The following is a 13,072-nucleotide window of genomic DNA, read 5'->3' as shown; positions in this document are numbered from 1 at the left end:
CATGACCACTAATAATCAAATTCTTTTAAATAATCTTGAGCGCTTAGGGTTAAACAAAATCCGTGAATACTTGCCGAATTACCTTGATCAAATTCACACTGATAATCTGTCATTAACTGAGGCGCTAATTGATTTAACTAATTCGGAACTCCAGAATCGACACGAAGGTCAGATTGCACGGGCCATTGGCCGTGCTCGGTTCCCCAATACAAAATCCCTAGATACATTTGATTTTAGCTTTCAACCCAGTATGAATCGCCAAGAGGTTCTGGAATTCCAGAATCTGGCTTTTATGGAAAAGTCTGAAAACTTAATCTTTATTGGCAATCCGGGAGTCGGTAAAACCCACTTGGCAATTAGTATTGGGATTGAGGCCTGTAAACAGGGCTGTCGGGTTCTCTTTATTAATTGTCATGAGCTGTTGATTAGATTGAGAGCAGCTTACGAAAAAGGACTGCTTGATCGATCTCTAAGCCGCTATTCGCGCTATGACCTATTAATTATTGATGAAATTGGGTATTTGCCAATTGGTCACCAAGAAGCTAACCTCTTATTTCAGCTAGTCAATGCCCGCTATGAAAAGCATTCAACGATCATTACCAGCAATAGTGATCTATCCGCTTGGGTTGATATTTTCCAGAACCCAACTGTGACAGCAGCCATTCTCGATCGCTTGGTTCATCATGTTCACGTAGTGAAGATCACTGGTAAATCTTACCGATTACGTGGCCTCAAGTAACTGCCGAAAACCTACATTTCTTTCTGCCGAAAACCTACATTTTTAAACTGCCCTTGACAGACGACGTTACTCCAAATTAACCAGAGACCGCTTAAAATACTTGACTGGAAAACACCGTATCAGGTTATGCTGACCAATTTGTCCAAAAATTCGGATTAAATTTGCAATCTACCTATTGTGCATAGTTGGTGACATTGAGTGTCGGATCGGATAAGCCATCAAACCAATTAAAATTGTGTGTCCATCAATACGTTCAGTCATTTTAAGTCACTCCTATATTCTTGTTCCTAATTTTGTTAATTAATTCACTTGCTATGTTAACGGTTACAAAGATACAAATAAATAACGCTTACTTGTTCAATCAATAGAATTCTTCTATCATTTAATCAGAGGTGATTTTATGAATTTGCGCCACTTAGTTTTCTTTCAAGAATTAGCCAAAACTCAGCATATGGCAATTGCCGCCGAGCATCTTGGTATTTCGCAACCGTCTCTAAGCTACGCCATTAACGGGTTAGAAAGTGAGCTTGGCGTCCCATTATTCGAGCATGAAGGTCGCAACATTAAACTCACTCGATTTGGCAAATCATACTTAACATACGTTAATACTGGTCTTGCCAAACTAACCCAGGGAGAAGAACTCATTCGGCAACTGATGGACGCCAACACAGGACACATTGAACTTGGCTTCACATATACACTTGGACAAAGCCTGGTGCCATCAGTCATGAGTGCCTTTCAGAAAGCCTCTAATAATACCAAGATCTCTTTTGCACTCACGCAGGGTAACTCATTTCAATTACTGAAGGCACTCCGCGATGATTCACTTGATCTTGTCTTGGCCTCTCGTGTTCAAAAACTGGGTGACATTGAGACCAGTAAAGAATTTCTCTTCACACCACTAGTGAAACAGGAGATAGTCTTAGCGGTACCTGCAAATCATCCATTAGCACATAAGAAGAACGTTTTCGTTAGTGATATTGCTAAATACCCTCTCATTAGCTATTCAAAGACAAGTGGGTTAAGACCGCTGATTGATAAAATTCTTGAACGTTCTGGTATCAGCCCACAAATCCGATACGAAGTTGAAGAAGATTACACAGTAGTCTCATTCGTAGAGCATAATTTTGGGATCGCTTTGGTACCAAATTTGCCACAGCTTAAACAAGAACACGTTAAGTTGTTACATCTCACCGACAATTATGCCGCTCACCAATTGTATTTGGTTACTAAAATTAATCAGTTTATGGCACCGTCAGTTACACGATTTCGAGATTTTTTGATACATTACTGTGCTTCCGATATCAATGGTTACGAATAGCCAGTTAGTAAATTAATCAGTCTCTCTAATAGCTGTCATATCCAAGTATGAATCTCCCCCTTTTTGCCAGTTTCCTCGTATCATCAAGCCAAGTGAATATTTCCTTGAGGGAGGTTAAATCATGAGCGAACAAAAACAATCGGCCATTACTGCTGTTGTGACCGTTTATAATCTTGGTAATTATCTGGATCCCTGTTTGGCCAGTTTAGCGCGCCAAACATTAAGCGATTTCGAAGTCATTATGGTTGATGATCATTCAACAGATGGGTCAAATAGTGTTATCGAAAAATGGGCGCAAAAGGATTCTCGCTTCATTGCCGCGCATTTGCCAGAGCACAGTGGTGTGTCGGCTGCCCGCAACTACGGCATTGACCATGCGAGCGCACCAGTGATCTGCTTTGTGGATGGTGATGACCTATGTGAACCAAACTATCTGCAAACTTTCGTGGACGGTATGAGCCAACCCGGTGTTGACCTTGTAACTGTCGGCTATCGTTGGGGTGGCTACGCCCGCGGAGCCGTTTCCGGTATCACCGGATGGCACGAAATTAGTCAAGACGACATGTTATCCGAGGCCACAGAACACGGTACCCAAATTGGTGGCTATACTTGGAATAAAGCATTCCGAGTTAGTGTTATCAATCGTTTGATGCTACGTTTTGACACCCATTTAAAACTGGCTGAGGATTTGCTGTTTACTGCGGACTACGAAGCCGGTGCACAGCGTTTTCTATTTAATCCAACACTCGTCTACAACAAAGTAAGTCGGCCTGGTAGCACCATCCATACTGCATCAATGGCTATGCGCCGCGGCGAGATGGAAGTTGACGCGCACATTGACCAGTTGCGAGAAAACCTGAATGCAGGATGACGATGACTGCCCACTGTCTTATAATTGTGGGGAATAATCACATCCAAAGGAAGTTTGTCGCATGCAGTTAACCGCAAATTCAATGACGCCAGCTGGCTATCACCAAATCGAACAGGAAATCACCCGTTTGGAGTTGGACCGTCCCAACCGCATCAAACAGTTGCAGGAAGCCCGCGCTCTAGGTGACCTATCAGAGAACGCCGAGTACAGCGCCGCCAAACGTGATTTGCGTCACCTAGAAAGCCGTTTGCGTTATCTTAACAAGTTGCTACAATACGCGGAGGTTGTCACCCCACAAACCCCGGATCAGGTTGAGATTGGCAAGCATGTCGATGTGCAATTCGAGGACGAAAACGATACTGACGCCTACCAGATTGTCGGTAAATTTGAAGCAGATTTGGATGCCAACAAAATTTCGTTTGATTCACCGTTGGGACGCGCCATGATCAATCATAAGGTCGGTGACACTGTCACGGTTAACGCACCAAACGGGGATTATCAGGTTACAATCAGGAAAATTAAGGGTTAAAGTTCATTTAGGTTGTAAAAAAGCCAACGCAATTTCTCGCGTTGGCTTTTTCATTATTTAAAATAACGTTTCAAATATTAGAACCGTGCACGCCCCAAAGCATGTTGTGCGGCTAGGTTAAGCAAACTCCATTGACGGTCAAAACCAGGCTGGAAGAAGAAATCAGCGGTGGCTAAATCTTCCAATGTCAGTTTATGCGCAACAGCTAAAGCAATCACGTTGCCTTGAGCAGTAATGTCATACTTGGAGAGGACGGCGCCACCAAGGATTTGGTGCGTCAGTGGATCAAACGTCAAGCTTGTGTAAACATCCGTGTTGCCGGCACTTGCTGGCACATAGGCTGGTCGTAAAGTGTCCTTGTAAGCACTGGTTGCAACTGGCACATCAACTTTAGCAGCCGTGGTGGTGTTCAAACCAGCAGCGGCAAAGTGATAATCAAACACACTTAATGCAGACGCACCAACAACTCCTTTGAATGGAACAGCAGGCGTTTCTTCAAAGATGTGATCAACCACATACTGAGCTTCACGACGAGCGGTGGTTGCTAACGCGATTGGCGTTGGCTTGCCGGCTGGGATAGACAATGGCAGGATCGCATCCCCCATGGCATAAACATCAGGCAAGTTCGTTTGTAAGTATGGGTTGACGTCAATAAAACCACGGTCCGTTAAGTTAACTGTGCCTGACAGCCAAGCCGTATTTGGTTTAACGCCAGCTGCACAAATAACGAGATCAGCTGGATAAGTCTTGTCAGCGGTCTTTACACCAGTAACAGACTTGTCTCCTTCAAACGACTTAATCGACTGAGACAAAGCCAATTCAACACCCTTGCTGGTCAGCTCTTTAGTGACAACGTCAGTCAAATTTTCGTTGAGATAGTTGCCTAATGGGCGGTCAATCATGTCCATTAATGTGACGTGCTTACCAGCCTTAGTAAAGACTTCGGCAGCTTCAATCCCAATGTATCCAGCGCCGATAACGGCAACGTTCTTAATGCTATCATCCGTAGTGTCCGCCTTGATCTTGCTAGCCCAGTCGTAACCACGCATTGCGTAGATGCCATCTAAATCGTGCCCTGGAACTGGCAAAACCGTTGGCGTTACACCAGAGCTCAAAATCAGTTTGTCATAAGCGACTTGCTCAGTCTGACCAGACTTAACATCCTTCACGCTGACTTCTTTCTTGTCAGCATTGATGGCCGTAACTTCGTGATTGTTGAAGACGTGACCACCCTTGCTGGTAATGTCTTCTGGTTTAAAGTTACGGACGTCTTCTTGCGCGGTTACCTTGTCCTCCAAGAATAATTCCATCCCGCATGACATGAATGAGACAAAATCACCTGCTTCATAAATCGTGACATCCACGTCCCGATACTTATCCAACAGTTCAATTGCTGATTCGTGACCACCATGTGATGCACCGACAATAACGATTTTTGTTTTACTCATAAATAGTTAACCTCCATCGTATGTTTTAGAATCATTCTAATTCTTCTAACACACATACTGTAAAACTTGCACAGTTATGATGCAAGACCCGCTCACGAATTCAAACACGAAAAAAGCCGATAACATCAATGCTATCGGCCAATTTAAATTTTTTGCAACTTATTTTTTCTTAATTCAGGCAAACGGATTAAAGAATCATCCTCAAGCCCATGACTACTAATAACAATCCCATCATTGGCTGCAAGACCAAGTTTAGCACCCGTTTGTTTAACCGGTTAATAATAATTGGGGCTAAAGCTGCACCAATGATTGCCCCAATCATGAGACCAAAACCAATGGACCAATCCACGTGGCCACTGGACATGTGAAAGAGCAACCCGATCAGCGTCGTACCGACTAACACGTATGAGGAGGTCGCAGCGGCATGCACGGTATCTAACCCCATTAGTAATAAGCCAGCTAAGATTGGACCGCCACCACTTAACCCGGCAACACCAACCATTAGGCCACTTAAGATACCGAATGCGATTGCTTGAATCCGTTTGGTACCACCGTTGGCCGTTTTATTCCGGTGTGGCAAATACTGACGTGCAATAATTTGGACGCCGAGCAGCACCAAGATAATCGCGATCACCCAGGTATAGATTTTGGTCGGTATAAACGGTGATAACAAAGAACCAACAATGGTCGCAGGCAACGCTGCCAGTAACATCCGATTACCAACTTTAGCTTCTACATTTCCCGTGCGATAATGACTGTAGGCGCCGACACATAGCGATGGAAATGCCGTAAATAGTGAGGTTGCGGCCGCTACAGCAGCCGGCAAGTGAAAGACGCCCGTTAATACGCCTAAATAGATGGCCGCACCACCGCCACCCATCGAAATCACCAGCGTACCAATAATAAAACCGGTAATAATTAACTCAATCCACAACATGGTTTATCCTTCTCTCTAAACAACATTAATCAGTCTCACTCTGTTTGTTGGTCGAAACCTTGGTGTACAGCAAATTTTGAAATGCCATTTCCGTAATGTCCTCGTCGTTCACATGCGCCATCAAGTCGGCTAAGGAAAAGCCTTGTTGCAATCCCAACGGTTGTGCGAACCCATAAACAGTCAATTGATAGTGATGTGTTCCTGATTTTGGCCGTGGACCGGCGTAGTGCTGCTCCAACCACGTGTGTTGAGCACGCAATTTCCACCACGGTGCCCGTAAATCCTGAATGATAGAGTGCAAACTGTTTTCACCCTGAGGCACGTTCGTGTGGCAACTAAAATCTGCCGGCACAATTAAGGACTGACCTTCAACAGGCGCATCAGCGACCAGCCAGTGTGTCCACGGAAACCCAAACATAGGCACCGTATCGTAGTCAATCAGCTTCCAGGCCACCACCTTGGTAGCACTACTTATGTCAAGAATCTCAAACGGAAATGATTTTGGGGTCACCCCTTCGACCTTTTCCGAAGAAATCGCATTGCCACCATACTGATCAGGAATTATCCTATCTGAAAACGGAAATCGTAATTTCATTATTCAAAACTGGTAGATTGCAAATTTAATCCGAATTTTTGGACAAATTGGTCAGCATAACCTGATACGGTGTTTTCCAGTCAAGTATTTTAAGCGGTCTCTGGTTAATTTGGAGTAACGTCGTCGTTAAATCTTGAGCACTAATGTGCTCAAAACGAGTCCCCTTAGGATAAAAATAACGTAAATTCCGATTAAAGCGTTCATTACTACCACGTTCAGCTGGCGTATAAGCATGACAGTAATAGGTCTTAATACCATATTGTGATTCAAATGATACTAGCCCACTAAACTCAGTACCACGGTCCACAGTAAAACTGTGCACCGGTCCATTAAAAGTTGTTAGGAACTTAGTCAGTGCTTCATTAACACTCGCTGTCGTTCGGTCCTTTAACCGATATGCCCAAAGGAACCGTGATTTGCGATCGATTAAAGTTAATAAAACTGCCTTACTATGCCCACGAGGGCCAACGACGGTATCTAGTTCAAAATCACCGATGCGATTACGTTGATTAATCATCATGGGACGCTGTTCAATCGATCGCCCCAAAGATTGATTATATTTGGATCGTTGGTCAACGTTACGCCGTTGGCGTACGCCATGTTCAGGTAGATCATTCAAGGAGAAACCAATTCTCCCCTGATTTAGCCAATTATAAATAGATTTAGTCGCTAGTTTAAATTCGTGAGCAATCATTCCTGGTGACCAGCTTAGATGTAAATGGTTGAGAATTGTTTGCTTTAACTCATCGCTCAGCTTAGTTTTCCGACCACATCGTGATCGCTTGTATTCGGCATCTGTTTGTGCTAATTCAGCCTGATAAGGTTGACATCGAGATAATTCATAAGAAATTGTTGACGGTGATCGGTTCAGCCGAACGCCCATTTGGATATTGGACAGCCCTAGTTCACAAAAGGTTTCGATTTTAATTCGTTCGGAATAGGTTATACTAGACAAAAGATCAGCTCCTAAAAGATGGGTTTGTTGTAAACACCATTTTAAAGGAAGCTGATCTTTTTTGTCCGAACAGCGTTCGGATTAATTTTACAATCTACTAACTCACATCTCTTTTTATTTTACACTTTGTAAGTATAATTTACATGTTGTAAAATGTAAATATAAACAAACCACTTTCTATGAAGGAGTCATTAATTCATGGTTCAAAAACGCGATTTATCTGCTGAAAAAATCATTCAAACGGCCACAGACCTAATTAAAGCTGACGGCGCGGACGCCGCTACGTTTGGTAACATCGCCAAGGCACTTAACTGTCGAACGCAGGCCCTTTACTTCTACTTCAAAAATCATAACGACCTGCTGCTTGGTGTGGCAACAAACTTTTTCGCAACCCTTAATCAAGAAGTCCAAACGGCCTGCTTCGATTTAAATGGTCGGGAGGCACTGATCAAAATGGCCACTACCATCCGTAACTATGGTCGCCAAAACCTGGACCTATCACTAGCGGTGATGCGAACGTCTGGACTGCCCGACCACCTGTCAGCTTTCAACGAAACACGTCATTTATCCGAAATGATGCAACGATACATTGGCGATTTTGTCAGCGATCCCGTACAACAACTATCCATCTCCCGTGGTGTCCGGGCCATGATCATCGGTGAAGTTGTCAGCGAAAGTGTCGGCTGGTTTACGAATCCTGCTATCGATCGCGATGACAGTTTCGTCGACAATTTGATGCGGCTGTTCGATGAGTCACAAAAATAGATATCTGTGTGGACCTGCCTTTGCACTGGCAAAAGTACCACATCGTACCCGTTACGCTGACTTGAAACGCCGTTCCCTGGGACCGGTCTCAGCCCCAAAGTCCGGGTCTTCAACCTCGGACTCTGTTTCAACTCAGCTCCACTCTTTTAAGAAATATCCTTTCATCCGCCAAGATATTGGGACGAAAGGATATTTTTGTAAATTTTACTGCTAGATTAGCTGGAGGGCGTCAACAGTGATACCGAGCCGTGAAGGTGGTGTTAATTCGAATGATTTTCTCGAATTTACAGCACGGACGGGCACAGAGACTCGCGGGTCACGAGGCTCTGTGGCGAGGCGAAAGACCGTGAACTTCGGGCTTAAACCGGTCCCACGGCGAGCGTGTCACTGTTGACAACCGCAAGCGACAAGTCACCACAAACAGAACCTTAAATCACCAATAAGGTTTTACTCTTTAGCCATTATATTTCGAAACGATATTGCTTTAATGATGGCAAGCTGACATGATATACTTTTCTCACTAAAACTAACTTAATTCAGAAGGAGTCTTCATTTAATGTCACAGAACCCAAATACCGCACCTGATGCACCTGACCCCAAACCGAGTCCCGTCTATGTACAAACGGAAACCGAGGTTTTGGATCACTTTCATAGTGATCTCGAAACAGGGCTAACGGCCGAAACTGCAGCCGACCGACTGGCAAAAAATGGGCCAAATGAACTGACGGCTCATGTCACACCAAAATGGTTGATATTCCTGCGTCAGTTTAACAACGTAATCATCTACATTCTGCTATTTGCGGCTGCTTTTACCCTTTTCATTCGTCACTATTCCGACGCCGTCGTTATCGGTTTGGTAGTCATTATTAATGCCTTGATTGGCTACTTTCAGGAAGTCAATGCCAGCAACGCGCTTGATAAAATCAAGTCGATGTTGTCTACCGAAGCCACGGTTATTCGGGACAGTGCACGGACAGACGTGCCGGCCACCGAGTTAGTAACCGGTGACATTGTCTATCTGGAGGCGGGTGACAATGTCCCTGCCGACATGCGGATTCTCGATTCTGATAATCTGCGGATTCAAGAATCGGCTTTGACCGGTGAACCAGATTCTGTGCTTAAGAACTTTGATCCACTGAAAGACAGTAAAACACCGCTAGCTGAGCGTGAAAACATGGCCTACGCCAGCACTGCCGTAACTAATGGGAGTGCTACTGGGATCGTCACGGCAACTGGACACGACACTGAACTTGGTCAAATTGCCGATGATGTAACGGATGTCAAACAAACCAAAACGCCATTGATGAAGGAACTCGATCGTTTGGGAACCTGGATTTCCTACTTCATCATCGCCGTTGCCATTGCACTGTTTATCTTTGGTTGGGTGCGCCACTTATATGCGTTACCAACCCTCGCACTAGCAATCATCACCATGATTGTAGGTTCCCTGCCTGAAGGGTTGCCGGCTTCAACTTCCGTCATTCTCGCAATGGGCGTGAACACGATGGCGCGCAACAAAGCAATCGTTAAGACGTTACCTTCCGTAGAAACGCTAGGTGCTGTCGACATTATCGCCACGGATAAAACCGGGACGTTAACGAAGAACGAAATGACAGCTCAGGATATCATTACTAAGAATCATCAGTATCAAGTTACAGGAACTGGCTATCAACCTAAAGGTCAGATTATGGCAAATGGTCAACCAGTTAACGTTCAGGATGACCCAATCTTGAAGGAACTGTTAATCAGTGGTTTCGAAGCCAACGATACCATGCTACAAGAAGAAGATGGCCAGTGGATCCTGAATGGTGAACCGACTGATGGTGCCTTTCTCACGCTATACCACAAAGGCTGTGGCATGGACGAGCCTGCGTTTGAGGAGTTGGACCGCATTCCGTTTGACTCCGACTATCGTTACATCGCCCGCCTCAGTGTCCGTGAAGATGGTCAACATGAAGTGTTCGTAAAGGGTGCTCCTGACAAACTTTATGAAATGGCGCAGGCAGCTGACCCGACTTTTAATGTCGATCACTGGAACGACGTCATTCACGACTTAACTACTCAAGGCAAACGGGTTGTGGCAGTGGGCCGTAAACTCGTGGGCAAAGACGTTAGCGAAGTCACACACGAAACATTGCGCGATGGTGTCGACTTTCTCGGGATCGTCGGGATTATTGACCCGCCACGTGAAGAAGTTATTGATGCGTTAAAAGAAATGCGAACTGCCGGGGTCAAAGTTAAAATGATCACCGGTGACCATCCTGACACGGCAACTGCCATTGGCCGTCAACTTGGTTTGGCAGATAACATCCAAACCATCACGGGTGCTGAGCTAGATGACATGTCACCTGACGAACTCCGTGCCAACATCAATCGATATGATGTGTTTGCCCGGACGACGCCAAGCAACAAACTGGCCATCATCAAAGCCTACCAGGAAAACGGGAAGATTACGGCGATGACTGGTGATGGTGTCAACGATGCGCCTGCTTTGAAACGCGCCGATATTGGTGTTGCGATGGGTATCAAAGGGACCGATGTAGCAAAAGATGCGGCCGACATGATTTTAGTCGACGATAACTTTACGACGATGACAAAAGCCATTCGTGAAGGCCGGCGACTGTACGACAACATCAAGAAGACCATCGCCTTTCTGTTGCCAACCAGTTTTGCCGAAGGTTTAATTGTCGCATTCAGTATTTTGATGCAACAAAAACTGCCATTGGTCCCAACGCAATTGCTCTGGATCAACATGGTTTCAGCCGTCACAATTCAGTTTGCGTTCATTTTCGAACCGGCTGAACAAGGCATTATGCAGCGACGTCCGCGGAAAACTGGTTCAACCCTGATGAACAAACATGACGTGTTCCAAATGGCCTATGTGTCCGTCTTAATAGCGGCGATGGGACTGTGGGCGTTTGACTGGCTCACCAATAACGGCGTCAGCCAAGTCATTGCCAGCACGATTACCGTTAACGTCATTGTGTTAGGTAAGGTGTTCTACCTGTTCAACATTCGCAGTCCACATCTGGCCTTCTCAAAGAACTTCTGGACGAACAAAATGGCATTTGTCGTCATTGCTGCACTGATGTTGCTGCAACTCGCGCAAGCATACATTCCGTTTATGCAGGATATCTTCAAGACTGGTCCAATGAGTTGGAGTCAATGGGGATTGGCGATTGGCTCCGGGTTTGTCACGTTAGTCGTTACTGAAGCCGACAAGATTATTCGGATGCAGTGGCACAAACGTAAACAGCCACGCATGAACTAATAACACTTAATTTATAAAAGAAGCAGTACCGTCAATTTTGTTGACAGTACTGCTTTTCGTTTGCCATGCGAGTAAACTATTAAGTGGCAGACAAGAACAAAGAAAATAAGGATTGAATCATGAAAAAGAAACGTTTCAAACTAAAGCAACGCAAACTTGTTACCGTCTTGGCAACCATTGCAGTGTTGGTGTTCGGTTACCTTTTTTCGACTAATAACACCGAGGTCAAGGCCTTTACCCATGGCCCCCGCCAAGTCACCACAATGCGCCGTCATTACCGTCACTGGACCAAGCAAGCTGAAAACTGGTTCAGTAGTAATTCAGGCAGCACACAAACAACGCCAACTACCGCCGATGTGCCTCGTGACGCGACGGACAGTCAATTACTGGCATTACAATTTGACGCAAATAAGTATCCAGAAAACTACGTCAGTTTGGGCAAATCAACCTTAACCAGTTTACAAATTCATGATGCCTTAGAGCACAACCATGAACAAGCCTGGTACACGATTGACTCGCCGGATACGCTGGGCCGTAGTCAAGCCGGTCAAGCGTTGGTCACTTACAACAGTGTCAGTGCCACAGCCGCAATGAAGCGACCTTCCTTTGCTGAAAGCGCCGATCCAACAGGCTACGAAGGCAATAATCGCATTGCCCAGTTAAATGGTTATCGCGGTTATTTCTACAACCGTTCCCACACACTGGCTTGGTCGTTAGTTGGTAATCTTGGCGGGCCTGACACCAGTAGCAATGCCATCATGCAGCGCAACAACTTAACGACTGGCACTCGTGCTCAAAACGTTGGTACAAACGGACGTAGCCAAAGCACTGCTGGTGGGATGGCTTACGCTGAAACCGCAATTCGTGACTTTGTCAGAGAACGGCCAAACATCCCCGTTTATTACGTTGTCACCCCTCTGTACCAAGGCAACGAACTCGTTCCTCGTGGCACTCATGTCCAGGCAGTCAGCACGACGGATGACGGCCAAGCCCTCAACATTAACGTTTACGTATTCAACGCTCAGAATGGCGCCACCATCAACTATGCCGATGGTAGTTGGACACAAAGCTAACATGTGTCATTAATGCATTACACCGCTCCACTGACCTGAAACGCCGTTCCCTGGGACCGGTCTCAACCCGCACAAACCGCGGTTTTCCACCTCGATTCTGAGCCACAGCCCGTCTCAGAAGTCGTCCCGTAACACTACGCGGCCAAATTCTCGCCGCCAAGTGTTACAGACACGGAACTCTGTTTCACGTCAGTTCCGCTCACATTGCACATGATAAAACAGCTAATCTGTTCCACGCCCATAATTGAAAAGATTAGTTCAATGCAAACTGAGACGGTACAGTAGACTTGCAGTTATTCTAGCTGAAGGGCGTCAACAGTGATACCGAGCCGTGAAGGTAACGTTAATTCGGTGGTTTTCCGAATTTAGGTTACGGACGGTCGTGAAGACTCGGTTTTGGAGGCTTCACGGCGAGGTGAAAGACTCTGGTTCTCAAGAGGCTTGAACCGGTCCCACGGCGAGTGTGTCACTGTTGACAACCGCAAGCAACATCAAAATCAAAAAAACGACCTGCACGAGGTTTGGAACATTACCTGTGTAGGTCGTTTTCTATAGTCGCATCAAAGGT

Annotated in this window: 11 protein-coding genes and 1 pseudogene; 8 read left to right on the top strand and 4 right to left on the bottom strand. The window is 45.5% G+C overall.

Translation table 11 applies throughout. From position 1 onward, the window contains the following. Position 1 precedes the first annotated feature (1 nt). The 5 genes and pseudogenes from istB to greA all read left to right on the top strand — a co-directional run bounded on the left by istB (position 2) and on the right by greA (position 3,460). Positions 2–739, top strand: a complete 738-nt coding sequence (gene istB / locus ABUE36_RS01095) for an IS21-like element helper ATPase IstB (protein ID WP_014386885.1) — start codon at positions 2–4, stop codon at positions 737–739. A gap of 60 nt (positions 740–799) precedes the next feature. Then, positions 800–898, top strand: a pseudogene (locus ABUE36_RS01090) (IS30 family transposase); the annotation flags it as partial. A gap of 241 nt (positions 899–1,139) precedes the next feature. Next, positions 1,140–2,060, top strand: a complete 921-nt coding sequence (locus tag ABUE36_RS01085) for a LysR family transcriptional regulator (RefSeq protein WP_161002511.1) — start codon at positions 1,140–1,142, stop codon at positions 2,058–2,060. A gap of 121 nt (positions 2,061–2,181) precedes the next feature. Beyond that, positions 2,182–2,931 (top strand): glycosyltransferase family 2 protein, encoded by a 750-nt coding sequence (locus tag ABUE36_RS01080; protein WP_161002510.1) that lies wholly within the window; start codon positions 2,182–2,184, stop codon positions 2,929–2,931. Positions 2,932–2,992: 61 nt separating this feature from the next. Further along, the gene (gene greA, locus ABUE36_RS01075) at positions 2,993–3,460 is read left to right on the top strand and encodes a transcription elongation factor GreA (RefSeq protein ID WP_161002509.1); all 468 of its coding nucleotides are present in this window, start codon (positions 2,993–2,995) and stop codon (positions 3,458–3,460) included. A gap of 77 nt (positions 3,461–3,537) precedes the next feature. On the opposite strand, the gene ABUE36_RS01070 is transcribed toward greA, so the two are convergent. The 4 genes from ABUE36_RS01070 to ABUE36_RS01055 all read right to left on the bottom strand — a co-directional run bounded on the left by ABUE36_RS01070 (position 3,538) and on the right by ABUE36_RS01055 (position 7,395). Continuing rightward, entirely contained in the window at positions 3,538–4,908 is a 1,371-nt protein-coding gene (locus ABUE36_RS01070) for an FAD-dependent oxidoreductase (RefSeq protein WP_421017008.1), read from the bottom strand. Between the two features lie 187 nt (positions 4,909–5,095). After that, on the bottom strand, positions 5,096–5,845 hold the full coding sequence (locus tag ABUE36_RS01065; protein ID WP_161003871.1) for a sulfite exporter TauE/SafE family protein: 750 nt from the start codon (positions 5,843–5,845) through the stop codon (positions 5,096–5,098). 25 nt (positions 5,846–5,870) lie between these two features. Next, positions 5,871–6,440 (bottom strand): YbhB/YbcL family Raf kinase inhibitor-like protein, encoded by a 570-nt coding sequence (locus tag ABUE36_RS01060; protein WP_161002506.1) that lies wholly within the window; start codon positions 6,438–6,440, stop codon positions 5,871–5,873. A 25-nt stretch (positions 6,441–6,465) separates the two neighbouring features. Then, positions 6,466–7,395, bottom strand: coding sequence for an IS30-like element ISLpl1 family transposase (locus tag ABUE36_RS01055; protein WP_096109805.1), 930 nt, complete (start codon positions 7,393–7,395; stop codon positions 6,466–6,468). 198 nt (positions 7,396–7,593) lie between these two features. Here ABUE36_RS01055 and ABUE36_RS01050 point away from each other — a divergent pair, with 198 nt between their 5' ends. The 3 genes from ABUE36_RS01050 (at position 7,594) to ABUE36_RS01040 (ending at position 12,504) form a co-directional block, all read left to right on the top strand. Next, entirely contained in the window at positions 7,594–8,160 is a 567-nt protein-coding gene (locus ABUE36_RS01050) for a TetR/AcrR family transcriptional regulator (RefSeq protein WP_161002505.1), read from the top strand. A 556-nt stretch (positions 8,161–8,716) separates the two neighbouring features. Further along, positions 8,717–11,431: an HAD-IC family P-type ATPase gene (locus ABUE36_RS01045; protein WP_161002504.1), complete on the top strand. Its 2,715-nt coding sequence runs from the start codon at positions 8,717–8,719 to the stop codon at positions 11,429–11,431. Between the two features lie 119 nt (positions 11,432–11,550). Continuing rightward, entirely contained in the window at positions 11,551–12,504 is a 954-nt protein-coding gene (locus ABUE36_RS01040; RefSeq protein WP_161002503.1) for a DNA/RNA non-specific endonuclease, read from the top strand. Positions 12,505–13,072 lie beyond the last annotated feature (568 nt).

Source organism: Furfurilactobacillus cerevisiae (assembly GCF_048961765.1).
Lineage (GTDB): Bacteria > Bacillota > Bacilli > Lactobacillales > Lactobacillaceae > Furfurilactobacillus > Furfurilactobacillus milii_A.
This window is presented reverse-complemented; position numbering and strand designations above follow the sequence as displayed.

Bases quoted from the DNA above. Each gene is read 5' to 3' on its own strand.
- ABUE36_RS01060 (WP_161002506.1), bottom strand. From the start codon at position 6,440: ATGAAATTACGATTTCCGTTTTCAGATAGGATAATTCCTGATCAGTAT.
- ABUE36_RS01040 (WP_161002503.1), top strand. From the start codon at position 11,551: ATGAAAAAGAAACGTTTCAAACTAAAGCAACGCAAACTTGTTACCGTC.
- ABUE36_RS01085 (WP_161002511.1), top strand. From the start codon at position 1,140: ATGAATTTGCGCCACTTAGTTTTCTTTCAAGAATTAGCCAAAACTCAG.
- istB (WP_014386885.1), top strand. From the start codon at position 2: ATGACCACTAATAATCAAATTCTTTTAAATAATCTTGAGCGCTTAGGG.
- ABUE36_RS01050 (WP_161002505.1), top strand. From the start codon at position 7,594: ATGGTTCAAAAACGCGATTTATCTGCTGAAAAAATCATTCAAACGGCC.
- ABUE36_RS01065 (WP_161003871.1), bottom strand. From the start codon at position 5,845: ATGTTGTGGATTGAGTTAATTATTACCGGTTTTATTATTGGTACGCTG.
- ABUE36_RS01080 (WP_161002510.1), top strand. From the start codon at position 2,182: ATGAGCGAACAAAAACAATCGGCCATTACTGCTGTTGTGACCGTTTAT.
- ABUE36_RS01045 (WP_161002504.1), top strand. From the start codon at position 8,717: ATGTCACAGAACCCAAATACCGCACCTGATGCACCTGACCCCAAACCG.
- greA (WP_161002509.1), top strand. From the start codon at position 2,993: ATGCAGTTAACCGCAAATTCAATGACGCCAGCTGGCTATCACCAAATC.
- ABUE36_RS01070 (WP_421017008.1), bottom strand. From the start codon at position 4,908: ATGAGTAAAACAAAAATCGTTATTGTCGGTGCATCACATGGTGGTCAC.